Annotated in this window: 20 protein-coding genes; 14 read left to right on the top strand and 6 right to left on the bottom strand. The window is 71.6% G+C overall.

Features of this window, described 5'->3' with window-relative positions; translation table 11 throughout:
• Nucleotides 1–69: 69 nt before the first annotated feature.
• Entirely contained in the window at nucleotides 70–735 is a 666-nt protein-coding gene (locus tag F1721_RS08600; protein ID WP_150066003.1) for a biliverdin-producing heme oxygenase, read from the bottom strand.
• Nucleotides 736–908: 173 nt separating this feature from the next.
• Here F1721_RS08600 and F1721_RS08595 point away from each other — a divergent pair, with 173 nt between their 5' ends.
• From F1721_RS08595 to F1721_RS08565, 7 genes are all read left to right on the top strand, one after another.
• Nucleotides 909–1,664: a MerR family transcriptional regulator gene (locus F1721_RS08595; RefSeq protein WP_150066002.1), complete on the top strand. Its 756-nt coding sequence runs from the start codon at nucleotides 909–911 to the stop codon at nucleotides 1,662–1,664.
• 166 nt (nucleotides 1,665–1,830) lie between these two features.
• A complete protein-coding gene (locus F1721_RS08590; RefSeq protein WP_150066001.1) occupies nucleotides 1,831–2,274 on the top strand; it encodes a fluoride efflux transporter FluC in 444 nt (147 codons plus the stop codon).
• A complete protein-coding gene (locus tag F1721_RS08585; RefSeq protein ID WP_211840387.1) occupies nucleotides 2,274–2,615 on the top strand; it encodes a DUF190 domain-containing protein in 342 nt (113 codons plus the stop codon). Before F1721_RS08590 ends, F1721_RS08585 begins: the two co-directional genes overlap by 1 nt.
• The gene (gene crcB, locus F1721_RS08580) at nucleotides 2,612–2,986 is read left to right on the top strand and encodes a fluoride efflux transporter CrcB (RefSeq protein WP_150065999.1); all 375 of its coding nucleotides are present in this window, start codon (nucleotides 2,612–2,614) and stop codon (nucleotides 2,984–2,986) included. The genes F1721_RS08585 and crcB overlap by 4 nt, the downstream gene beginning before the upstream one ends.
• A gap of 61 nt (nucleotides 2,987–3,047) precedes the next feature.
• Entirely contained in the window at nucleotides 3,048–3,395 is a 348-nt protein-coding gene (locus F1721_RS08575) for a cupin domain-containing protein (protein WP_150065998.1), read from the top strand.
• Complete coding sequence (locus F1721_RS08570) at nucleotides 3,395–4,717, top strand: MBL fold metallo-hydrolase (RefSeq protein ID WP_150065997.1); 1,323 nt, start codon at nucleotides 3,395–3,397, stop codon at nucleotides 4,715–4,717. Before F1721_RS08575 ends, F1721_RS08570 begins: the two co-directional genes overlap by 1 nt.
• Nucleotides 4,718–4,907: 190 nt before the next feature.
• On the top strand, nucleotides 4,908–7,208 hold the full coding sequence (locus F1721_RS08565; RefSeq protein WP_150065996.1) for a LuxR C-terminal-related transcriptional regulator: 2,301 nt from the start codon (nucleotides 4,908–4,910) through the stop codon (nucleotides 7,206–7,208).
• 3 nt (nucleotides 7,209–7,211) lie between these two features.
• Here F1721_RS08565 and F1721_RS08560 read toward each other — a convergent pair whose 3' ends face one another.
• Nucleotides 7,212–7,616, bottom strand: coding sequence for a hypothetical protein (locus tag F1721_RS08560; RefSeq protein WP_150065995.1), 405 nt, complete (start codon nucleotides 7,614–7,616; stop codon nucleotides 7,212–7,214).
• 516 nt (nucleotides 7,617–8,132) lie between these two features.
• Between F1721_RS08560 and F1721_RS08555 the strand changes: the two genes are divergently transcribed.
• From F1721_RS08555 to F1721_RS08545, 3 genes are all read left to right on the top strand, one after another.
• Nucleotides 8,133–9,872, top strand: a complete 1,740-nt coding sequence (locus tag F1721_RS08555; protein ID WP_150065994.1) for a hypothetical protein — start codon at nucleotides 8,133–8,135, stop codon at nucleotides 9,870–9,872.
• Nucleotides 9,873–10,030: 158 nt separating this feature from the next.
• On the top strand, nucleotides 10,031–11,254 hold the full coding sequence (locus tag F1721_RS08550) for an MFS transporter (RefSeq protein WP_150065993.1): 1,224 nt from the start codon (nucleotides 10,031–10,033) through the stop codon (nucleotides 11,252–11,254).
• A 158-nt stretch (nucleotides 11,255–11,412) separates the two neighbouring features.
• A complete protein-coding gene (locus tag F1721_RS08545; RefSeq protein WP_150065992.1) occupies nucleotides 11,413–13,404 on the top strand; it encodes a PhoX family protein in 1,992 nt (663 codons plus the stop codon).
• 32 nt (nucleotides 13,405–13,436) lie between these two features.
• On the opposite strand, the gene F1721_RS08540 is transcribed toward F1721_RS08545, so the two are convergent.
• Entirely contained in the window at nucleotides 13,437–13,985 is a 549-nt protein-coding gene (locus F1721_RS08540; RefSeq protein ID WP_211840374.1) for a nucleoside/nucleotide kinase family protein, read from the bottom strand.
• A 160-nt stretch (nucleotides 13,986–14,145) separates the two neighbouring features.
• On the opposite strand from F1721_RS08540, the gene F1721_RS08535 reads away from it, so the two are divergent.
• Both F1721_RS08535 and F1721_RS08530 read left to right on the top strand, forming a co-directional pair.
• A complete protein-coding gene (locus tag F1721_RS08535) occupies nucleotides 14,146–14,838 on the top strand; it encodes a hypothetical protein (RefSeq protein WP_150065991.1) in 693 nt (230 codons plus the stop codon).
• 135 nt (nucleotides 14,839–14,973) lie between these two features.
• Nucleotides 14,974–15,405, top strand: coding sequence for a DoxX family protein (locus F1721_RS08530; RefSeq protein ID WP_150065990.1), 432 nt, complete (start codon nucleotides 14,974–14,976; stop codon nucleotides 15,403–15,405).
• Between the two features lie 103 nt (nucleotides 15,406–15,508).
• Here F1721_RS08530 and F1721_RS08525 read toward each other — a convergent pair whose 3' ends face one another.
• The 3 genes from F1721_RS08525 to erm all read right to left on the bottom strand — a co-directional run bounded on the left by F1721_RS08525 (nucleotide 15,509) and on the right by erm (nucleotide 19,621).
• Nucleotides 15,509–16,096 (bottom strand): TetR/AcrR family transcriptional regulator, encoded by a 588-nt coding sequence (locus F1721_RS08525; RefSeq protein WP_150065989.1) that lies wholly within the window; start codon nucleotides 16,094–16,096, stop codon nucleotides 15,509–15,511.
• Complete coding sequence (locus F1721_RS08520) at nucleotides 16,093–18,471, bottom strand: PEP/pyruvate-binding domain-containing protein (protein ID WP_150065988.1); 2,379 nt, start codon at nucleotides 18,469–18,471, stop codon at nucleotides 16,093–16,095. The genes F1721_RS08525 and F1721_RS08520 overlap by 4 nt, the downstream gene beginning before the upstream one ends.
• 412 nt (nucleotides 18,472–18,883) lie before the next feature.
• A complete protein-coding gene (gene erm / locus F1721_RS08515) occupies nucleotides 18,884–19,621 on the bottom strand; it encodes a 23S ribosomal RNA methyltransferase Erm (protein ID WP_150065987.1) in 738 nt (245 codons plus the stop codon).
• Nucleotides 19,622–19,910: 289 nt separating this feature from the next.
• Between erm and F1721_RS08510 the strand changes: the two genes are divergently transcribed.
• Entirely contained in the window at nucleotides 19,911–20,714 is an 804-nt protein-coding gene (locus F1721_RS08510) for a M55 family metallopeptidase (RefSeq protein WP_150065986.1), read from the top strand.
• 164 nt (nucleotides 20,715–20,878) lie between these two features.
• Nucleotides 20,879–22,945, top strand: coding sequence for a PhoX family protein (locus F1721_RS08505; protein ID WP_211840373.1), 2,067 nt, complete (start codon nucleotides 20,879–20,881; stop codon nucleotides 22,943–22,945).
• Nucleotides 22,946–23,978: the final 1,033 nt, after the last annotated feature.

Genomic DNA, 23,978 nt, shown 5'->3' with positions numbered 1-23,978 from the left:
TACCTGGCGGTAACTTCTGCCAAGCGGGTCTTCGCTACACCACCCGGGCGGGCCAGTTGAGCTGGCCGTTCACCGCTGTCGCGGGATCAGCAGGTAGCTGAGCTCGGCGAGGACCCGCGTGTTGTGCGCGTAGGCGCGCTTGACCTCGGCCACGATCCGATCCTCCTCCGCCGCGCCCCAGCCCGCAGTGTCCAGAAGGGTGCGATAGGCGTCCTTGAACCGCGGGCCGTCCGGGATCCGTTCGAAGGTCAGGAACGCAAGACCGGCGTCGTCCGACCGGCCCAGGCGGCGGCGCATGATCCCCCGGATCGCCTGCCCGCCGGAGAGGTCGGCGAGGTAGCGGGTGTAGTGGTGCGCGACGAAGCCGCCCGGCCAGTCGAAGCAGATCTCGCGCATCCGGGCCCGGTACTGCTCGGTGGCGGCGCTGGGCGCGATCTTGCGCCGCCAACCGCGGCCGAAGTAGTGCTGCAGGTCGGCCTCCAGCGCGGGCAGCCGCCGCAGGCGGTCGCTGACGAAGGGACCGGCGACCAGGTCGCTTCGCATGCGCTCGGCGGCCTCCTCCAGCACCTCGTAGGCGAAGTAGTGCTGGGCGAGCAGCATCGCGAAGTCCTCGCCCCCGAGCTCACCGGCCAGCAGAGCCCGGACGAAGGGCTGGGCGTGCGCCCGCTCGTGCTCGATCCGGGTCTCCAAGCGCAGCCGCTGAGCGAAGTCGCTGCGGACCGGGATGGCCACCATCGGCACTCCTGACTTAGGCAAGCCTTACTTAACTTCACTCTAGATCGCGGGACCGGTGCTGCCAAGCGCCGGTTCCCGGTGATCTCGGCTTCACCCGGGCGGACGCGGCACAATTCCGGCTTGACCCTCACGTCGCGTGAGGCCGCAGGCTCGTCCCCGAGGAGGTGAGGACCGTGCCCTACTCGGTCGGCGAAGCAGCTCGGATCTCCGGCGTGACCGTGCGAACCCTGCACCACTACGACGAGATCGGACTGCTCACCCCGAGCGCCCGGACGGCCGCGGGCTACCGCAGCTACTCCGACGCGGACCTGGACCGGCTGCGCCGGATCCTCGGGTACCGGGCGATGGACCTCGGCCTCGACGAGATCGCGACCGTCCTGGACGAAGGCACCGCTCGCGCGCACCTGGAGCGGCAGCGGGAGCTGCTGCTGGAGCGCATCGAACGGCTGCAGCGGATGGTCGCGGCAGTGGACCGCGAACTGGAGGCGAGCACGATGGGCGTCGACCTGACGCAGGAGGAGAAGTTCGAGCTGTTCGGCGACTTCGACCCGGACGACTGCGCGGAGGAGGCCGAGCAGCGCTGGGGCGGCAGCGAGGCGTACCGCCAGTCCCAGGAGCGGATGAGCCGCTTCACCAAGCAGGACTGGCAGCGCTTCATGGCCGAGCAGCAGGAGGTCGGGCAGCAGCTGGCGGAGGCCAAGCGGTCCGGCGCGGCCCCGGACAGCGAGCGGGCGATGGACCTGGCGGAGCAGCACCGGCAGCACATCACGCGGTGGTGCTACGACTGCACGTACGAGATCCACCGCGGTCTCGGCGACATGTACGTGGCCGACGAGCGCTTCACCGCGACCTACGAGCAGCTCGAACCGGGCCTTGCGGCCTACATCCGCACGGCGATCCACGCCAACGCCGACCGGGCGGAGGCGTAGCGGCTCGTGAGCGGCGATGGCCGTCCTTACGACCGTCAGCGCTCACGACCACAGTTCCTGCTGTCGTGAGCGGCGATGGTCGTCCTTGCGGCCATCGCCGCTCACGAGCGGGACAGGTCGGTCCGGGTACTGTTCGGGGACAGGTCGAGCACGTGCGGGAGGGGTCATGGGGTCCGCTTTCCCCGCGGAGCTGCGCCCGGCTCGCAAGCCCCGGACGCGACCACCGCGGGACGTCCTCGCGGTGGTCGCCGCAGGTGGCACCATCGGCTCGCTGCTGCGCTACGGCGCGTACCTCACCTGGCCCGGCCCGCTGTCGACGCTGCTGGTCAACGTGCTCGGCTGCGTGGCCATCGGCGTGCTGATGTTCGTGATCACCGACCTGGTCACCGCGCACCGGCTGGTCCGGCCGTTCCTCGGCGTCGGGGTGCTGGGCGGGTTCACCACGTTCTCCACCTACGTGGCCGACGCGGTGCACCTGGTGCTCGACGGTCGGCCCGCGCTCGCCCTGGTCTACCTGGCCGGGACCGTGCTGGCCTGCTTGCTGGCGGTGGCCGCCGGACTGCTCGCCGCCCGGTCGGTGGCCCGCGCGTTCGGGAGGGGGAACCGGTGATGCGACTGCGGGGCCAAGCCGTCCGGCTCACCGCGATCGTCGGCGAAACCGACACCTACCAGCACAAACCGCTCTACCACGAGATCGTGCGGCGGGCCAGGCAGGCCGGGCTGGCGGGGGCTTCGGTGTTCCGCGGCGTGGAGGGCTTCGGGGCGTCCTCGGCGATCCACACCGCGCGGCTGCTGTCGCTGAGCGAGGACATGCCGGTCGCGGTGGTGATCGTCGACGACGAGCAGCGGGTGCGGGACTTCCTGCCCGAGCTCGACGAGCTGGTCGCCGAGGGGCTGGTGCTGCTCGACGAGGTCGAGGTGATCCGCTACGCGGGACGGGAGCAGCGGTGACCTTCGTGCTCGTCGCGATCGGTGGCGCGCTGGGCGCCTGCCTGCGCTTCCTCACCGACCGCTGGGTCCAGGCCCGCCACGACACCGGGTTCCCGTGGGGCACCTTGACGGTCAACGCGGTCGGTTCGCTGATCATCGGGGTCCTCACCGGTGTGGCGCTGTTCGGCGTCCGGGCACCGGAGCTGCAAGCGCTTCTGGGCGTCGGGTTCTGCGGGGCGCTGACCACCTTCAGCACCTTCGGCTACGAGAGCGTGCGGCTGCTGGCCGACGGCGCGCGGCTGTACGCGGTGCTCAACGTGCTCGGGACGGTGCTGGCGGGCATCGGTTCCGGGGTGCTCGGCGTGGTGCTGGTCGCCGCGGTCCTGGCCTGATCGCGCTGCCCCGGCGCGCGGGCGGCGGGAGAATCGGGGCACACGCGGGGAGGTGGATCCGATGAGCGACACCACGATCATCAAGGTGGACGGTGCGCACTCGCCGCGCGGCTCCCAGGGCCAGTACTACCTCGCCGAGGGCGTCGGCCTGGCGATGCGGCTGTGGCGCGGGGAACCGCCCGGCCTGGAGAAGGAACCGGCCGCCCGGGACTACGAGACCGTCGGCTACGTGATCAGCGGCCGCGCGGAGCTGCACAGCGAGGGCCAGATCGTGCTGCTGCAGCCCGGGGACTCGTGGATCATCCCGAAGGGCGCCGAGCACCACTACAAGATCCTGGAGGAGTTCACCGCCGTGGAGGCCACGCACCCACCTGCGCAGGTCCACGGCCGGGACGAGAAGCCCGCCTGATGGTCGAGGTCGAGACCGTCGCCACCGCATCGCTGGGCGATCGCAGCTACCTGGTCTGCGACGGCGGGCGGGCGGCGGTGATCGACCCGCAGCGCGACGTCGACCGGTACCTCGCCGCCGCGGGTCGGCGCGGGGTGCGCATCACGCACGTGCTGGACACCCACCTGCACCACGACCACCTCTCCGGCGGCCTGGAGCTGTGCCGGTTGACCGGCGCGGAGTACGGGGTCGCGGCGGACGAGCAGGTGGCCTTCGCGCGGCCGCTGGCGGAGGGCGACGTGCTGGAGGTGTCGCCGCAGGTGCGGCTGCGGGTGGTGGCCACGCCCGGGCACACCTTCCACCACCTGTCCTACGTGCTGGAGAACGCCGACGGCGCGGTCGGGGTGTTCACCGGTGGGTCGCTGCTGTTCGGCTCCACCGGGCGCACCGATCTGCTCGGCCAGCAGCACAGCGAGGACCTCGCCCGGCTGCAGCACGCCTCGGTGCGCAAGCTCGCCGAGCTCCTGCCGGAGGAGGCGCAGGTCTGGCCCGCGCACGGTTCCGGGAGCAGCGCGACGATCGGCCAGCAGCTGAAGGTCAACACCGCGTTCCACCTCGACGAGGACGCCTTCGTCGAGCACGCCCTCACCGGGCTGGACCCGTTCCCGGACTACTACGCCCAGCTGGGGCTGCGGAACCGGGCCGGACCGGACCCGGTCGACCTGCGCGAACCGGCCCGGCTGCGGCCCGCCGAGCTGGCGCGGCAGCTGCGCACCGGGGACTGGGTGGTCGACCTGCGCCCCCGCCGCGAGTTCTCCCGGGCGCACCTGGCGGGCGCGATCTGCCTGGGCCTGGACGGACCGCTGGCGCACTGGCTGGGCTGGTTGATCGACTGGGCCGACCCGGTGACCCTGGTGGGCACGACGTCCGAGCAGGTCGCCGCCGCCCAGCGGGAGCTGGTGCGCATCGGCCTCGACCGCACGACCGCGGCGGTCGGTGCCCCGGACGAGCTGGCCCCGGACCCGAACCTGGTGCGCGGCCTGCCGTCGGCGACCTTCGACGACCTCGCCGAGGCGGGGCCGGGCACGGTGGTGCTGGACGTGCGGATGCGCCGCGAGTGGCGCACCTGCCACCTGCTCGGCGCCGCGCACATCCCGCTGTTCGAGCTCCGCGACCGTTCCCGCGAACTGCCCGACGGCGTGGTGTGGGTGCACTGCAGCGCGGGCTACCGGGCCGCCGCGGCGGCATCGCTGCTGGCCCGCGAAGGGCGCGAAGTGGTGTTCATCGACGAGGACTTCACCGCCGCCCACCAGGCCGACCTCCCCCTCGCCTCCGACCGCTGACCTCGCCCGGACCCCCGGGTGATCCGGACTCCAGCTGGCTCCTCGCGGTCGCGCCGCCCTTGGTGGGCTTCTCCGCCTCGGTGTTCCTGCTGTTCAGCGGCGTCGGCTGCGGCCGCTCCCGGCCGCCCCGTTCGGCTGAACCAGGCCTACACTCGACACACGAACTTCCGGTGAGTTGCGGGTGGTCGCGATGACAACCCGGCGGGCGGGCAGGCTTCCCGACGACCTGACGAGCTTCGTCGGTCGGCGCGGAGCGATCACGCAGGTCAAACGACTGCTGTCGACCTCCCGGCTGGTGACCCTCACCGGCGTGGCCGGGGTCGGCAAGTCCCGCCTGGCCACCCGCGTCGCGCGCGATCTGCGCCGCGCCTTCCCGGACGGGATCTGGCTGGTGGAGCTGGCCGAGGTCCCCCCGCGCGGCGACCTCGCCCAAGTGCTGGTCAGCGGCCTCGGCCTGCGCGGCGACCAGACCGCCTCCGCCGAGGACGTGCTGGCCGAGCAGCTGGCGGACAAGCGGATGCTGATCCTGCTGGACGGCTGCGAGCACCTGCTGGAGGAGTGCGGTCCGCTGGTCGGCGAGCTGCTGGCGTCCGCCCCCGAGCTCCGCGTGCTGGTCACCTCGCGGGCGCCGCTGGCCATCGCCGGGGAGCAGGTGTGGTCGGTGCCGCCGCTGCTGATGCCGCGGCTGGACCAGGAGGGCCGGGTGGTGCAGCGGGCCGTCGGGCACGAGGCGCTGGAGCTGTTCGCCGACCGCGCCTCGGCGGTGCTGCCGAACTTCACCGTCGGGCCGGACAACGAGGCCGACGTGGTCCGGCTGTGCCAGCAGCTGGACGGGTTGCCGCTGGCGATCGAGCTGGCCGCGGTGTGGATGCGGTCGTTGTCGGTGCCCGAGATCCTCTCCCGGCTCACCGACCGCTACCGGCTGCTGACCTCGGGCGATCGCAGCGCGGCGCCGCACCACCAGTCGCTGCGGGCGGCGATCGAGTGGAGCTACGACCTGTGCTCCCCGGTGGAGCAGTCGGTGTGGGCGCGGCTGTCGGTGTTCGCCGACGGTTTCGAGCTGGAGGCGGCCGAGGCGGTGTGCGTCGGCGACGGCGTGACCGTGGAGGACGTGTTCGTCGGGGTGGCCGGACTTGTCGAGAAGTCCGTGCTGGTCAAGGAGGACCGGCAGGACTCGCGCACCCGCTACCGGCTGCTGCGGACGATCCAGGAGTACGGCCGGGAGCGGCTCGGCGGCGGCACCAAGGAGCTGGTGCTGCGCCGCCGCCACCGCGACCACTTCCTGCTGCTGGCCGAGCAGGTCGACGCGGAGTGGCTCGGGCCGGACCAGGTGGAGTGGCTGGCCCGGCTGCGGCAGGACCGGGAGAACCTGCGCGCCGCGCTGAAGTTCTGCTGCACCGAGCCCGGCGAAGCCGACGAGGCCCTGCGCATGGCAGCGGCGCTGCGGTTCTTCTGGATCGCCGGTGCCTCCCTGCGGGAGGGCACCGCCTGGCTGGGCGAGGCCCTGCAGGTCTCCCCCGGACCGGGCCCGCAGCGGGCCCGCGCGCTGCTGGTGGACGCGCTGGTCAGCGGCTGGCAGGGGGATTCCGACGCGGCGCTGGACCTGCTGGCCGAGGCGCAGGGGATGGCCAGCCAGGTGCGGGCCGACGCGGTGCTGGCCCTGGTCCCGCACACCGCCGGGATCATCGACCTGGTCCGCAACCACCACGACACCGCGCGGGCGCGGTTCACCGAGGCGCTGGAGCAGGAGGAGGTCCTGCACCACGACGGGCTGGCGATGGTCAGCATGGCCGCCCTGGCGGTGCTGCAGGTCTTCGAGGGCGAGCTGCAGCACGCGCTCGAGCTGTGCCAGCGCTGCCGGGAGATCTGCGAGGAGCACGGCGAGAAGTGGGCCCGGTCGTGGTGCGAGCTGGTGCTCGGGCTGGCCCGCTGGCGGCTGGGCGATCTCGACGCTGCCGTGTCCCACCTGCACGAATGCCTGCGGATCAAGCACCAGTTCGGCGACGTGCTGGGCGCGCTGCTGGCGATCGAGATCGAGTCGTGGGTGGCCGCGGCGCAGGGCCGGGCGGCGCGGTCCGCGCAGCTGAGCGCCGCGGTGAGCCGGTCGTGGCAGCCGATGGGCAGCCACCTGTTCGGCATCCGCCCCTACCTGGCCTGGCACGCGGAGACCGAGGCGCGGGTCCGGAACATGCTGCCCACCGGTGAGCTGCGCGCCGCGCGGCGGCGGGGCTCGGAGTGCACGGTGGACGAGCTGATCCAGTTCGCGCTGGGCGAGCGCAACCCGGCACCGACGGCGGACGCGCCGGTGCGGCTGACGCCGCGGGAGCGCGAGGTGGCGCGGCTGGTGGCGCAGGGCCTGTCGAACCGGCAGATCGCCGAGCAGCTGGTGATCTCGAAGCGGACCTCGGCCAGCCACATCGAGCACATCATGGCCAAGCTCGGTGTCACGTCGCGCGCGCAGATCGCAGTGTGGGTCGCCGAGCAGCCGTGACGCTCAGGCGGCTGCGCGGGGCGCGATCAGACGGGCGCGCCGGGACGCGGAGCAGACCACCTGGTGCGCGGGCGCCGACAGGCCGAGGCGCGGCGGGCTGATCCAGCGCGGGTCGTGGACCGGTGGCAGCGCGAGACGGGTGCCGACCGGGACGGCGGTGAGCTCGGGCAGGTCGGCCGGGATCTCGGCGTGCGGGTCGGGCTGGGTGAACAGCACCCAGTCCGGACCGTCGGCGAGCACCGGACCGGCCTGCAGGTGCACGGCCAGCACGTGGTGCACGTGGGCGGCGAAGTCGACGGGCGCGCGCAGCGCGCTGACGCGGTCGCCGACGAGGAGCGTGGTGCGGTGGGTGCGCGGGTCGTGCTCGACCCGCCATCCGGCTGCGTGGTACTCGGAATGGCTGGACATGTCGGTGGTTTCGCGGGCCTTCTGCGGATCGGGGGACGGGAGAACGCGAAGTTCGGGGTTCAGCGAGGTGGGTGGCGGCGGCTCCGTTGCCGCCTGGTCGGACGGGTGGCACCCACCTCGCTGACGGGAGGCCGGGCGGCAGCCAGCTGGGGCAGGTGCTGTCGCCCGGTCGCCGGGACCTCCTCCCTGTTGCGGCTTCGCCGACAGCCCGCGTCGTCACCCCGGCCGGGTGGGCCAGGACCGGGGCGGCGGGTTTCCGGGCTGCCCTGCAGGTCCTTCGCGTTGGTGCGCCGCTGGTCAGCGGCGCGGCGCCCGTGTCGGGCGCAGCGAAAGCATGGACCAGCGGCACTGGTGCTCGAAGCGGGACAAGTACCCACGGGCATACCTAGGCCCGCGCGACTTCACCCGTTAGGGGGTCCCGACACAGGTGCAGAACCTTGCTTGCGCTACCCGGGATCGCCGTGCTCACTCCCTACCCTCGACGTGATCCGCACACCTGAGCGAAAGGAGCGCACCATGCGCACCGTCTTCATCCACGGCGAGGTCGACCGGTTCGAGGCCGCCCGGGCCGAGCTGATCGCCCGGTTCACCCGCAGCCGCCCCGAGCTGGGCGCCGAGCAGCTGCTGGACCAGCTGCTGACCGACAAGTTCCGCCGGGACGGCTTGCTGGCCTGGTGGTCCGAGGAGGAGCTGGCCAGGTTCCTGGTGGAGGTGGTACCGCGCCGGGTCGTGCTGGCGGACTGGTCGCTCGCACCGGACTTCCTGCACCAGTGGATCGGCTTCCTCGCCGAGCACGACCTGCTGACCGGCCCGGACCCGGTGTCCGACCTGCACGAGGCGGTCGAGCGCGCCACCCCGGACTACCTGGCGGCGATGGCCGAACCGTCCGAGTGGGGCTCGGAGAAGTTCTGGGCGGTCGCGATGCGGGAGCTCGGCGTGGACACCGAGGACCCGCGGGCGGTGGCGGAGTTCTTCACCGCGGTGGAGGCCGACGAGGTCGACGTGGACCACGACGTGCTGGAGGAGATCGAGCGCCGCGAGGCGCTGGAGCCGGGCGACCAGCCCGCGCTGTGGCTGCCCCCGGTCGAGCTCGCGGTCCTCGAACCGCACCGGGCGATCGCGGCGGGATCGCCGATCGTGCAGCGGATCCGGACCGTGCTGGACTGGATCGGCGACGGCCGCGATCCGTCCGATGTGGACGACCTGGTGGCCGCGCTGGACGGCCGCGCGGAGGACGCCGACCTGCTGCTGGAGTGGGCCGAGCGCGCCGGTCTGGTCCGCCCGTCCGGCGATCTGCTGGTGCGCACCCTGGTCGCCGATCCGCTGCTGACCCGGCCGGAACTGCTGTGGACCCGGCTGTGGCAGCGGTTCGTGCTGGTGGACGACGTCTTCCGGGAGCAGCTGGACGTGCTGGCCGACGCCGATGCGCTGCCGGAGATCGTGCAGGCGGCGTTGAGCGTGCTGTACGCGCGGACCGACGCGGTGCCGCTGGAGCTGATCGTGACGATGACCTGCGAACTGCTCGACGAGGCGGAGCCCGAGGCGCACGAGGCGGTCCGCGACGTCGTTCGCCGGGTGCTCGCCCAGTGGGAGTCGATGCAGGCGGTCCGCACGCACGTCAGCACCGAGGACGACCGCACCGTGGTCGAGCTGCTGCCCGCAGGGCTGTGGGCGGCTCGGGAGTCGTTGCGCGCCTTCGGTTTCCGCGTCCCCTCCGTGGACGACCTGGTGACCGCGCCCGCGGAGCTGCTCGCCCTCGCCATCACGGACACCCCCGCCGACGCGCAGCAGGTGCTGATCTCGCGGTGGATCGAGCAGCGCGGTGCCCGGCAGGCGAGCGGTGAGCTGGCGGCGCTGCTGCGCCGGGTGGACGACCCGACGGTCCGGCTGTCCGCGCTGGCGGTCCTGGAGCACACCGGCGCGGAGGGCGTCGCGGCCGCCCGCGAGCTGGTCGAGGATCCGGTGGCGGGCCCGGCGGTGCGGGTGTGGCTGCAGGCCGGGCCGTCGAACGCCGGCGTGCTCCGCCCGGGCGACGAGCTGCTGTGCGCGCTGGACGGCATGGCGGCCGCGCTGGACGAGGACACCGAGCTGTTCCTGACCGAGTTCGACCGGCACCCGACGTCCGACCAGCTGTCCTTGATCACCGAGATCGCCGGGAGCCAGCACGCCAGCGCGGCCGAGGTGCTCGCCGTCATCGCCGAGCACCACCCGGAGGAGGTGATCGCCACCGCGGCTCGCGCCGGTTTGAGCAGCTGATCCGGGTGCGGACCGGCCGATCGGGCGAACCGGCCCGGCCGGAGTTTCAGCTGGTCGGCCGCTTGCGCGGTGAGCTCGCTCATGTTCGTTTGGGATGCTAAGTAAAAATTGTTAGCATTGCAAATGAAATCATTTCCTGCTGCGAGGGGTGTCGGCCGATGAGCGCCGGGCATGACGTTCGGTTTCTCGACGTGTTCAAGGGGCAGCCGAAAGCGGTGTGGATCACCGCCTTCGCCGCCGTGATCGCCTTCATGGGCATCGGTCTCGTCGACCCGATCCTGCTTTCCATCGCCGAGGCACTGCGTGCCGGGCCCGAGCAGGTCACGCTGCTGTTCTCGTCCTACCTGGGCGTGCAGGTCGTGGCGATGCTCATCACCGGCGCGTTCAGCGCCCGCTTCGGCGCGAAGCGGACGGTGGTCACCGGGCTGGTGCTGATCGTCGTCGCCACGCTGCTGTGCGCGATGGCCAGCTCGATCGGCCAGCTCGTCGCGCTGCGCGCGGTGTGGGGCCTGGGCAACGCGTTCTTCATCGCCACCGCGCTGTCGGTGATCGTCGGCGCCGCCAGCGGCGGCCAGGGCGCCGCCATCATGCTCTACGAGGCGGCGCTCGGCATCGGCCTGTCCACCGGGCCGCTGCTGGGTGCGCTGCTGGGCAACATCTCCTGGCGCGGGCCGTTCGCCGGGACCGCGGTGCTGATGGCGATCGCGCTGATCCTGTCCGCCGGTTTCCTGCCGAAGGACGGGGACCGCTCCGAGCGCGCCGAGGTCCGGCTGCTCGACCCGCTCCGCGCGCTCGGCCACGGCGGACTGCTGCGGACCGCGCTGGGCTCGGCCTTCTACACCGCCGCGTTCTTCATCGTGCTGGCCTGGGCACCGTTCGTGCTGGAGTTCGGTGCGATCGCGGTCGGCCTGGTGTTCTTCGGCTGGGGCCTGTGCGTCGCCGTCGCCGGTGTGTTCCTGGCCCCGCGGCTCGCGGCCCGCTTCGGCGAGGTCGGCGGCACCATCATCGCGGTGCTGATCTTCGCGGTCCTGCTCGGCGTGATGGCCGTCGGCTCCAAGCCCGTGGTGGTCGTCGCGGTCATCCTCAGCGGCCTGGCCTCCGGCCTGCTGAACACCCTGTTCACCGGTACCGCGATGAGCATCAGCAATGCGCCGCGCCCGGTCGCCAGCGCCGGTTACAACTTCCTCCGCTGGCTCGGCGGCGCGGTCGCGGCCACCTTGGTCGGGCACGTCGCCACCTGGTTCGGCTCGAACCACGCCCCGTTCGCCGTCGGCGCGGTGCTGTGCGTGATCGCGGCCGGTCTGCTCTCCCTGGAGCTGCGCACCAGGGGCAACGCCCACCAGGTTCCCGCCGAGGCCGCGCTGGTCGGCGAGGAGTTCTGAGCCCACTTCGACCGAACGGGCCGTCCACCGAGGTGTGGGCGGCCCGTTCGCCGTTGGCAAGCATTCGTCGGGAATTCACCTGTTTTCCGCAAAGCTCTTGCCGTTCGTTCGCCTTGGCATACGCTCCAAGCCGTTTCCCGATCTGCTTGGAGGTACCGGTGCCACCACAGCCGGACGAACGCCGACTCCTGCCCCTGCTCTCCACCGGTCGGGCGCGCCTGACCTGCCGGTACCGCTGCGGCGACCAGTGCTCCGAGCACCCGCCGAACCCCACGGACAACCCGTACTTCGGCGATCTGCTGACCGCCGCGCTGAACCGGCGCGGGTTCCTGCGGGCGGGCGCGGTGGTCGCGGCATCCGCCGCGGTGCTCCCCGGTCTCAGCACCCGGCCCGCCGCGGCCGCCCCCGGTCCGCCGCCGGGCCTGGACTTCACCCCGGTGCAGCCGAACAGCGCGGACGCGGTGGTCGTCCCGGACGGCTACCAGCACGACGTGGTGATCCGCTGGGGCGACCCGATCCTGCCCGGTGCGCCGGAGTTCGACTTCGACAACCAGACGCCCGAGGCGCAGGAAGCCCAGTTCGGCTACAACAACGACTTCTGCGCGCTGCTGCCGCTCGACGGCGACCGGCGGCTGATGGTGAACAACCACGAGTACACCACCGAGGAGTTCCTGTTCCGCGGCTACGACCCGGAGAACCCGACCGAGCAGCAGGTCCGCATCGCGTGGGCGGCGCACGGGCTGTCCGTGGTGGTGCTCGAAACCGGCGACGGCGCGCCGAAACCCGTGCTGGACCGGCGCAACCGCCGGATCACCCTGAACACCCCGTTCGAGCTGCGCGGCCCGGCCGCGGGCAGCGACCTGCTGAAGACCCCGGCCGACCCGACCGGAACGCGCTCCTTCGGCACCATGAACAACTGCTCCGGCGGCGTGACCCCGTGGGGCACGATCCTCTCCGGCGAGGAGAACATCCACCAGTACTTCGCCAACGCCGACCAGGTCACCGACCCGAAGACGCGGGAACGGCTGGCCCGCTACGGCATCAAGGGCGCCGCCACCGAGCGCAAGTGGGAGCGCTTCGACTCCCGCTGGGACCTCGCCCAGCAGGTCAACGAGCCGAACCGGTTCGGCTGGATCATCGAGCTCGACCCGTACGACCCGGGGTCGACGCCGGTCAAGCACACCGCGCTCGGCCGCTTCAAGCACGAGGGCGCCAACATCCGCATCGCCGACGACGGCCGCGCGGTGGCGTACATGGGCGACGACGAGAAGTTCGAGTACCTGTACCGCTTCGTCTCCGACGGCAAGGTGAAGCGCGGCAGCAGCGCGCACGCCCGGCGGCACAACATGTCCCTGCTGGACTCGGGCACCCTCTACGTCGCGAAGCTCACCGGCGACAGCCCGGGCGAGATCGACGGCACCGGAAAGCTCCCGGCCGACGGCGAGTTCGACGGCACCGGCGAGTGGATCCCGCTGGCGCACAACGACACCAGCTTCGTGGAAGGCATGACCGCCGAGGAGGTCTACGTCTTCACCCGGCTGGCCGCCGACCAGGTCGGCGCGACGAAGATGGACCGCCCGGAGGACGTCGAACCGCACCCGAAGACCGGCCGCGTCTACGCCGCGCTGACCAACAACTCCGACCGCGGCCCGGACGGCAAGGCGCCCGCCGACGAGCCGAACCCGCGCACGGCCAACAAGCACGGCCAGGTCCTGGAGCTCGACGACGACCCGGCGGGCACCCGCTTCACCTGGCGCCTGCTGCTGGTCTGCGGCGATCCGAACGACCCCGGCACCTACTTCGGCGGTTTCGACAAGTCCCAGGTCAGCCCGATCTCCTGCCCGGACAACGTGACCTTCGACAGCCACGGCAACCTCTGGATCAGCACGGACTCCTCGGAGGCCCTCGGCGCCAACGACGGCCTCTACGCGGTCCCGCTGGAAGGCCCGCACCGGGGCCACGTGATGCAGTTCCTGTCCGTCCCGCGCGGCGCGGAGGCCTGCGGCCCGATCGTCCAGGACGACCTGGTCATGGTCTCCGCCCAGCACCCGGGCGAGATCGACGGGGCGAGCGCGGACAACCCGGCCTCCCACTGGCCCGACGGCGGCAACTCCCAGCCCCGCCCGTCGGTGGTTGCCGTCTGGCGCTGACCGGTTGAGGGGCACCTGCCCGGAGGTGCCCCTCAACCATCCACATAGGTCAGTCCTGGGATCCAGCCGGTCACCACGTCGCGCGCGATGCTCGCCACCGACCGCCCGTCCGTCGGGATCCGGATGACTTCCGCGGACGTGTGCTCGTCCAGGTGGCGTGCGCTGCGAGCGCTTCCCGCCAGCTCTCGTTCCAGCCCCGAGCCGATTTCCCGGCGCATCAGGCGTTCTCGGGTCGTGGCGTCGGTGGCGGTGAGGAGCACCCGGGTGGTCCGGACGTCCGGGCCCAGGGCTCGTGCGAACAGCCCGGCTTCCGAGGGCAGCACGGATGCGGTGTTCGTGTAGACGAGGCGGCGGTAGCCGAGCCGCGCGAAGTTCGCCCACACTGCCGCCAGGTTCCGCTCGGTGATCTCCGAGCGGTCCGGGTCGCCGGGCGGGGCCGGGTGGACCTCACCCATGAAATCGCCGTCGACGACCGCGTGCGCCACCGCCGCCTCGCGCAGCAGCGCGGAGACCTCCCACGCCACCGTCGTCTTGCCGACACCCGCCCGGCCCCCGATGAGCAGCACTTCCGCTGGGGTCATGCGAGGAGGTTGTCAGCGCGGACCGCAGCGGGGCGACCGGTTTTCGCGCGCGAACTGATCTCGATACCAGCGGCCGCCCCGGAACTGCCGATGCCGCCCTCCCGTCCCACCGCTCGGTGCGTCGACCCGCCCGGTGGTCGGCCCGAGAGGAGGGCGAGGAATGTATCCCGACTGGTTGACCGCTGGCCTGACCTTCCCGGACGGCGGCCTGGTGGAGCACCTGACCGCGGCCACCGAGCTCGTCCCGGAGGCGCTGCGCAACGACAGCGGGCAGGCCGCCGAGCTGGCCGACTGCATCGCCGACGGGTACCACCACTTCTGGATGAACGCGCTGCACCTCATCGGGCACTGGGCGGACGAGGTCGGCCGGGCCGACGAGCTGCCGACCGAGTTCTGGGTGCGCGTGGCGCAGGCCGCGCACGCCGTGGAGTTCCCGCAGTTCGTGCCGTACTGCCTCGGCAAGGCCAAGGGCTTCCCGCACCAGGACCCGGGCGACCTGATGGCGGCGTTCAGCACCCTGCCGTCCGTCGTCGAGGTCCCCGAGGACCTGCGCGAACTCTGCCTCGAAGCGGCCGACCACCTGCACGACGACGACCCGGCGACGTCCCGGATGGGCCTGGACGAGCTGGCCGCGCACCTGCGCGACGGTGCGTACGACCGGCTCGGCGAGCCCCTGAGCGAACTGTTCTCGGACGCCTTCGACGACCTCTTCCCACTGGTCACGAGCCAGGACTTCCCGGCCGAGCACGCCGAGCACGCCTGGGCGGTGATCGGCGCGAACCCGTTCCGCGTGGTCCTCGGCGACGGGATGTTCCCGACCACCGAAGCCCACCCCTGGTGGCGGGCGCTCTGAGGAGCCAGCGGCTCTACCAGGCGAAACAGCGGCCGTAACTTCTTCCGGAAAAAGTTGGCGGCACGTGTCGATCCGGGGCTGGCTCGTTCGACGCATGGGTGAAGGCACCCCGAAGAGCCTGAGAGGACACCAGCCATGAGCGTTCAGACCGAGACCACCGCCACCACCAAGACCGCCGCCGTCGCCGCCACCGCGGACCGCGTCCGCCCGTTCGTGCTCGCGCTGTTCCGGGTCGTGGTGGGCTTCCTCTTCCTCTGCCACGGCCTGCAGGGATTCGGCTTCTTCGGCGGCATCGACGGCGCGGGCACGGCGGTGCCCTTCGGCCAGTGGCCGGGCTGGTGGGGCAGCCTGATCGAGGTGGTCGGCGCCCTGTGCGTCATCGCCGGTTTCGGCACCCGCACCGCGGCCTTCGTGCTCTCCGGCGTGATGGCCTACGCCTACTTCGTCTACCACGCCCCGACCGGGCTGCTCCCCCTGCACAACATGGGCGAGCTGGCGGCCCTGTACTCCTGGACCTTCCTCCTCCTCGCGGCCTTCGGCCCCGGAGCCTTCGCCCTCCGCCGCTGAAACCCGAGCTGAGGGGCGCCTCCCGCCAACCCGGCGGAAGGCGCCCCTCAGACGTGCTCGGGCACCCGCCGATTTCGCGCGAAATCGGCAGAACCGCCACCCGCTACTTCGCGAACAGCGGGATCAGCACGTCGTCCACGATCTCCACGATCACCTCGTCCGGGATCGGGGTCCCGCCGAAGAGGAACTGCTGGCGGATCATCGCCTGGCCGACCTCCAGGCGGCGAGGCGGGATCTCCGCCGCCACCTCGCCGCGCTCGGCCGCCCGGCGGACGATCTCCTCCACCGTCCGCCGACCGCGCGCTCGGGAGAGCTGGCGCAGCCGCACCATCCGGTCCTCGTCCGCCAGCACGTCCCCGAGCAGCCCGCGCATCGCCTCGCCCGCCGGACCCGCCAGCACCTCGGCGTTGTGCCGCATCATCGCGAGCAGGTCGCCGCGCAGGGTGCCGGTGTCCACCACCTCCGCCGGTTCCGGCCAGGTGCTGTAGACCGCGGCGAGCACCAGCTCCATGCGGCTCGACCACCTCCGGTACAGCGATGCCTTGCCGGTCCTGGCGCGTTCCGCGACGCGTTCCATGGTCAGGCCCGCGTAGCCGACCTCCGCCAGTTCGGCCAGGGTCGCCGCGAAGATCGCGGCGGTGAGCTCGTCGCCGCGGCGGCGGGGGAGCTTGCGGTGGTCGGTGCTGGTCATGCCGCGGACTCCTCGGAGTTCGCCGGGACGACTCGCCCGGTGCCGCCGTCGACGGTGACGACCTGCCCGTCGGTGATCTCGCTGGTGCCGGTCGCCGTGCCCATCACCGCCGGGATGCCGTACTCGCGGGCCACGATGGCGGCGTGCGAGGCGGGACCGCCGGAGTCCACGACCACCGCCGCGGCGCGCTGGAACAGCGGTGTCCACGACGGGTTCGTGTACCGGCAGACCAGCACGTCTCCGCTGTTCAGCCGGGAGAACTCGGCGGGTTCGCGGATGACCCGGGCCGGACCGGTGGCCCGACCGCCGCTGGCCGGGGTCCCGGTCACCAGCGCGTCACCGCGGTCCTCGTGCGGGAAGATCAGGCCCGGGTCGATGAGCCGCACCCCCGCCAGCTCCTCGCGGCGGGCCGACCGGGCCGCGACGAGTCCGCGCAGCCGCTCCGCCCGGGCCGGGTCGTCGGTCGCCTCCAACTCCTCCAACCGCAGGTGGAAGACCTGCTCCGGCTCGTCGAGCACGCCAGCGCCGACCAGTCGGCGGCCGATCTCCAGCAGCGACCGGCGCAGGATCGGCTGCGGCATCGTGAAGTAGAAGTGGCTGTCCTCGCGGAAGGCAACGCCGTCGCGGGCGCGTTGCACCCACCGGCGGAGGAGCGGACTGCGCAGCTCGCGGTCCGCGTGCTCGGCGGGCTTGGGATCCGCGGCGGCCAGCACCTTGACCAGCCCCAGCACCGTTTCCGGCGATTCACCCCAGGTCGGCGGCGTGACCAGCACCGGGGTCTCGGTCTCGCGGTGGCCGTACTCGGCCAGGAACGCCGCGAAATCCGCGTGGAACTCGGGGAAGTCGGCCAGCTTCGCCGGGTCGAGACCGTCGACCGCCGCCTTCAGCTGCGGGTTCTCCCGCACCTGCGCGGCCAGGGATTCCAGCGCGCGGTTGGCGTCGGAGGTGCGGGTGCGCGCACCCGCGATCAGCTCGCCCATCAGCTCCGAACGACCGATCACCTTGAGCGCCACCAGCAGCCGCGCCAGCGACAACCCGGTGGCCGGGAGGTAGTCGATGCGCAGGTCGGCGACCGGTTCCACCGCGTCGAGCGCCCTCCTGGGCACGCGGACCAGCTCCGACCACGGCATCGCGGCCAGGTCGAGGGCGGCGAGCTCGCGGACGTCGGCCCGGAACCGGATGAACCGCGGGTCCGCCGTCCAGCGCGCCGGGTCGTAGCGGCGGGCGCGGGAGAGCAGCTTGAACGGCGCTGCCAGCACCCCCAGCGAAGGGCGCGGCGACGGCGGGATCAACCGGTCCACCACGCCGTCGACCTCCGGCAGGAAGTCCTCGAACGCGCCCCGGATCCCGTAGGCGTTGGTCACTCGGGCCATCAGCCCGGCGGGGCCGCGCGGTACCCATGTCGACATGTCGATCGGGTACGGCCGGTGCGGAATGTACTCGAGCAGGATCGAGCCGAGCTTGCGCTGCCGCCAGTTCAGCTCCAGCGGCGGCGGTGGCAGCGCCGTCATCGGCCTGGCCTGCAACAACAGCACCCGACCGGCGGCGCATGCCCACTCGATGTCCTGCGGACGCCCGAAGTGCGCGGCGACCCGGGTGCCGAGCCGCGCGAGCTCCGCGAGGACCGCGTCGGGCAGCCGTTCAGCGGCGGCACCGGTCTGCTCGGTGACGCCGCCAGTCGCCGCGCTCCTGATCACCACCTCGCGGCGACCCGCCGACCACTCGTGGACCTGCCCTTCCGGGCTCAGGACGTAGTGGTCCGGCGTGACCAGGCCGGAGACCACCGCTTCGCCGAGTCCGCTGCTCGCGTCGACCACGAGCTGCTGCCGATCCCCGGTGACCGGGTTGGCGGTGAACATGACCCCGGCGAACTCGGCGTCGACCATCCGCTGCACTACCACGGCGATGCGCACCTCGGCGGGCGAGATGCCGCGCTTGGCGCGGTAGGCGATCGCGCGGTCCGTCCACAGCGAACCCCAGCAGCGGCGCACGGCATCGAGCAGCGCCGCCTCACCGACGACGTTGAGGTAGGTGTCCTGCTGCCCGGCGAACGCGGCCCCGGGCAGGTCCTCGGCGGTGGCGCTCGACCGCACCGCGACCGGCCCGCCACCCAGCTCGCCGTACGCGGCGACGATCGCCCCGGCCAGCTCGTCCGGCACGGTCACCGCTTCGAACTCGGCCCGCAGCGCGGCCGCGTCGCCGACCGCGGTCAGGTCCGCCGACTTCACGACCTCGGCGTACGCCTCGGTGGTGATCACGAACCCGTCGGGGACGGCGAACCCGGCGTTGACCAGCTCGCCGAGGTTCGCCCCCTTGCCCTCGGCAGCGGCCAGGTCGCCGCGGCCGAACTCCCGCAGCGGAAGGACCAGCTCCACGACGACCCCCGATCCCGGCGCCCGAACCGCGCCAACTAGAAGACGGCCCGTTCACTATGAACGGTAGCCCGGAGTAATTGAGAACGCAACGTTCACTATGCGGGTGCCGCCTGGACCTGCGGCGCGGCCGGGTGATCGGCGGTGATACCGGGGTGGGAGGGGTGTCGTTGCGGACGTGGTCGGGTTGGGGTTCAAAGCGGTAGGTGGTCGGCTTGGGGTGATGCAATTTCGCCTGGCGAGGACGGCCCTGACGCCGTGTATCGGTCATACATCAGTCAGGGCACCCGCAGTCCAGGCGGACGCTGAGGTTCCGCCACCGGCACCGCCACTCAGAACGAGGCTGGAAAAACCTCAATCGAGATTGCCGCCGTCACCACCCCTCGGCAGGTGCGAGGGGTGGTGTGGCCAGCGGTCAGGTGGTTTCGGCGTAGAGGCGGGCCCAGTCCTCTGCCTGGAGGTCTCTCGGGAGGGCGGGGAGGTTGCGGACTCGGTGGCCGGTGACGTTGCGGACGATCTCGGTCGTGCCTCGGCCTCGGCCCGTGAACACGGCTTCGACGAATCGTTGGTAGCGCCGCTGTTCGCCTCGCGGCAGCAGGGGTTGGAGCCTGCGGCGCACTTTCAGGATTCCGCCGTCTACCGCGGGCATCGGGCGGAACGAGCGTGCCGGGACCCTGCCTCGGAGCTGGAACTCGTACCAGGGGGCCCACTGGGCGTTCAGCTGGTTGGCGCCCTTCGCGCGCTTGCGGGCGACGTCCCACTGCACCAGCAGCACCGCTTCCGACCAGGACTTCTCGGTCAGCAAGCGGCGGGTCATCGACGTCGTGAGGCCGAACGGCAGGTTGCCGACCACCGCGTGCTCCGCGGTCGGGAAGCGGTAGTCGAGCATGTCGCAGCGGACCACGCGGACGTCCGGGAAGGCGTCGCGGAGGCGGTCCGCCCAGTGCGGATCGAGTTCCACCGCGGTCACTTCGCGTCCACTGCGGACCAGGTCGCGGGTGATCGCGCCGCTTCCGGCGCCGAGTTCCACGACCGGGATCGGGGTTGGTTCCAGGAGGTCGACCAGGCGGCGGACGACGCCCTCGTCGATCAGGAAGTTCTGGCCGAGTTCGCGGCGCGCGCGATCGCGCGCCGACCTGCGGCGGGTGGGCATGGTGAGCTTCTCCTGCGCTTCGCGGACCGGTGGGAACCGGGCCCCGCGAGCGCAGGTCGGCGTGGTGGTTCAAGGCACGGCGAACCGCGCGTCGGAGCGGGAGCCCGGACGCGGACGGCGGCGCGAAAAGCGGTTGCTGCGCCGCCTAAGCGGAGCGCAGCCGCGTGAAGGCGCAAGCGGCAGGACTGGCCATGCGGTGGAAAGTAGCAACGCGCGCACTTCGGCCGATACCGATTTTTCCGCCCGGCGCCGTGCCAACATCTCAGAAGCCCCGACCTCGGAGGTGCGCGTGCGGATCTACCTCAGCGTCGACATGGAAGGCATCACCGGGCTGGTCGACGCCCAAGACGTCCAGCCGACCGGCCGGGACTACGAGCACGGCAGGCTGATGATGGCCGAAGACGTCAACGCGGCCGTCCGAGGTGCGCTCGCCGCCGGGGCCACCGAGGTCACCGTGAACGACGCGCACGGCCCGATGCGCAACCTCCGCTCGGACATGCTGCACCCCGCTGCCCGGCTGATCCGCGGAAAGCCCAAGGCCATGGGCATGCTCGAAGGCCTGGACAACACCTTCGACGCCGCGCTGTGCATCGGCTACCACTCGCGGGCAGGCACTTCGGGCGTGCTCAGCCACAGCTTCACGGGCGCGATCGAGGACATCTGGCTCGACGACCGCCCCGCCGGTGAGATCGGGTTCTCGCACGCCACCGCCGCCGCCCTCGGCGTTCCCGTGGTGCTGCTCTCCGGCGACGACACCGCCTGCGCGGAGATGGCCGAGTGGGACCCGCGCGTGCGGACCGTGCCGGTGAAGTACGCGCGCGGGCGCTTCGCGGCCGAGCTCCGGCCGCTCGCGGAAGCCCGCGAGGCCATCGAATCCGCCGTCACCGCCTGCCTGACCGGCGAGCTCCCGACGCCGTCCGCACCGAGCACCACGACGCTCGTCGTGCGCTGGCAGTCCGCCGCGGTGGCCGACGTGCTGCGGAACCTGCCCGGCGTCACCGGCCGCGACGACCGCACCGTCACGATCAGCGGTCCGGTGGACGACGTGTACCGGCAGTTCCGGGTGTGGTTGAACGTGGCCAGCGCGCTCTAGTTCGGTGATCGACCGACTACCCGATGTCGCCCCTTTCGGCAGATCAGCGGCCGGTTTCGATAACTCTGCGTCGCAAGTTCGGCCGCTGTTCACCTTCGCGTACTGGAACCATCGCCTGATCGACCTAACGTCCGGTTGTTCCCGATGAGCATTTGGAGGTCCGCTTGTCTCCCCGACCGGACAACGGGCGGGTCATCCCGCTTCCGCTGCTTCCCCACCACTCCGCGAACCGCGCCTCGGTGACCTGCAAGTACCGGTGCGGCAACGCCTGCGCGCACGAAGCGCCCAACACCTCGGACAACTCCTACTTCGGCGACATCGTCGAAGGCGTGCTCAGCCGGCGCAACGCGCTGAAGGCCAGCGGTGCCTTCGCGCTGGCCGTCGGCGGCGCGGCCGCGCTGTCCGGCACCGCGGCCGCCGCTGCGCCCGCGCCGCTGCGCGGACCCGGCAGCGGGAGCATCCCGGGCACCGACTTCACCCCGGTCGCCCCGAACACCGAAGACGCCGTGGTCACCGCGGAGGGCTACGAGCAGGGCATCGTGATCCGCTGGGGCGACCCGGTGGTGCCCGGCGCCCCCGAGTTCGACTTCAACAACCAGACCGCTGCCGCGCAGGAGCAGCAGTTCGGCTACAACAACGACTTCGCCGAGCTGGTCCCGCTGGACGGCAGCGGCCGGAGCAACCTGCTGGTGGTCAACCACGAGTACACCACCGAGACCCACATGTTCGCCGGGTACGACGAGAACAACCCGACCGAGGAGCAGGTGCGCATCGCGTGGGCGGCGCACGGCCTGTCGGTCGTCTACGTCGAGCGGGAGAACAACGGCGGCCTCAAGGTGCAGCCGAGCCGGTACAACCGCCGCATCACCCTGAACACGCCGTTCGAGCTGCGCGGACCGGCCGCGGGCAGCGACCACCTCAAGACCTCCGCCGACCCGACCGGCACCAAGGTGCTCGGCACGCAGAACAACTGCGCGGGCAGCTTGACTCCGTGGGGCACGATCCTGTCCGGCGAGGAGAACTTCAACCAGTACTTCGCCAACGCCGACTCGATCACCGACCCGACCGCCAAGAAGCGCCTCGCCCGCTACGGCCTCAAGGGCGCGACGAGCACCCGCAAGTGGGAGAAGTTCGACAAGCGCTGGGACCTCGCGCAGGAGCCGAACGAGGCCAACCGCTTCGGCTGGATCGTCGAGATCGACCCGCACGACCCGAACTCCACCCCGGTCAAGCACACCGCGCTCGGCCGCTTCAAGCACGAGGGCGCGGCGGTCAAGGTCGCCGAGGACGGCCGCGTGGTCGCCTACTCCGGTGACGACGAGCGCTTCGACTACATCTACAAGTTCGTCTCCAACGGCAAGATGAAGTCGGGCAAGAGCGCCCACGCCCGTCGGCACAACATGACGCTGCTCGACGACGGCACGCTCTACGTCGCGAAGTTCACCGGCAACAGCCCGGCGAGCGAGATCGACGGCACCGGCAAGCTGCCCTCCGACGGCGCCTTCGACGGCACCGGCGAGTGGATCCCGCTGGCCAGCGGCGACAAGTCGTTCGTGCCCGGCTTCACCGCCGAAGAGGTCTACATCTTCACCCGCCTCGCCGCCGACGCGGTGGGCGCGACCAAGATGGACCGCCCGGAGGACATCCAGCCGAACCCGGTCAACGGCCGCATCTACTGCGCCCTGACCAACAACTCCAACCGCGGCTCGACCGGCAACGCCGCGCCGGACGAGGCCAACCCGCGGGTCGGCAACAAGCACGGCCACGTGCTGGAGATCGACGACGACGCCACCGGCACCAAGCTGCGCTGGAACCTGCTGCTGGTGTGCGGCGACCCGAACGACCCGAGCACCTTCTTCGGCGGCTTCGACAAGTCGCGGGTCAGCCCCATCTCCTGCCCGGACAACGTGGCGTTCGACCGGCACGGCAACCTGTGGATCTCCACCGACGGCAACGCGCTGAAGAGCAACGACGGCCTGTTCGCGGTGCCGGTGGACGGCCCGGAGCGCGGCTTCGTCAAGCAGTTCCTGACCGTGCCGAACGGCGCGGAGACCTGCGGCCCGGTGGTCCGGGACACCCTGGTGACGGTGTGCGTGCAGCACCCGGGCGAGCTCGACGGCGCCAGCGCGGACAACCCGGCATCGCACTGGCCGGACGGCGGCAACTCCCAGCCGCGCCCGTCGGTCGTGGCGGTGTGGCGCAAGGACGGCGGTGAGATCGGCCGACGCTGATCGCACCTTGCGAGCGCGGGGGTCCCCGGCACCGACCGGGGGCCCTCGTTGCGTTTCGGGGCTCTTGTGATGACGTCGCCACCCGGACTTCGGCAGCGCGATCGTTGCCCCCGCCGACCGGTCCGGGCCCGGTATCACCGCCTTCGGAGAGGTGCCGAACGGGCGCGATCTCGCGCTCTTGCGTCGTGTTCGCAGGTGCGCCGGGGCTTGTGCTTCGGCGGTAGGAATCGGTCGCCCTGGCGTGCCGAAGGATGCGGTGGGGCTGGTGAGCGGGGCTTGTCCTTGGGAACCTAGGTTCCCTGCGGAGGCGGATCCACCTTGTGGTCGTCCTGCCTGTCGGGCGCGATTTCCCGCGAAACCGGCACCGTAGGCATCGAAACCCGCGGTTGGCGACGCAGCCCTCCGACGTCACCACCAGGACGACGGCCGTGCGATCAGCGTCCTGGGCTCCGCCCGTCGACCGCTATCGCGGCCGTCCGAGGAGTGGTGACGACTGCAATTTCGATTGAAATCGCCCACGTCGCCACCGCAGCCTCCGTCGAGAACGACGCAATTTCGATTGAGCCTTTTTCATCCTGGCCGTGGACCGCAGCCGCGAAGGGCGACCGGCACCGGTCGGCAGGTGCCGCATGCGCCGCTAGGCGCATAGCCCACCCTCGCAGCTTGCACCGCCGCGGGTTCTCAGCGTTCGCCTGGCGAGGACGGCCCAACTGCCGTGTATTGGCATACATCAAGTTGGGCACCCACAGCCAGGCGGGCGCTGAGGTTCCGCCACCCGCACCGCCACTCAGAACGAGGTTGGAAAAACCTCATTGAAATTGCAGCCTCCCCAAGCCGACCACCCACCGCTTCGAACCCAAACCCGGCCACGTCCGAAACGCCACCCCCCACCCCAACCCCACCCGGGTACCACCACCGAGCACCAATTCCCCGGGAATCCTCGAAATTGGCACCCCTCCCAGGGAGGCCGCCTTCCGCAGGTGGTCGCCCGTGAGTGCTTTCTGGTGCCAGAACACCAGAAAGCACTCACGAC

This window comes from Saccharopolyspora hirsuta, assembly GCF_008630535.1.
In the GTDB taxonomy this organism is placed as follows: Bacteria; Actinomycetota; Actinomycetes; order Mycobacteriales; family Pseudonocardiaceae; genus Saccharopolyspora; species Saccharopolyspora hirsuta.
The sequence above is the reverse complement of the archived record's forward strand: the minus strand, read 5'-3'. Positions and strand labels throughout refer to the sequence as shown.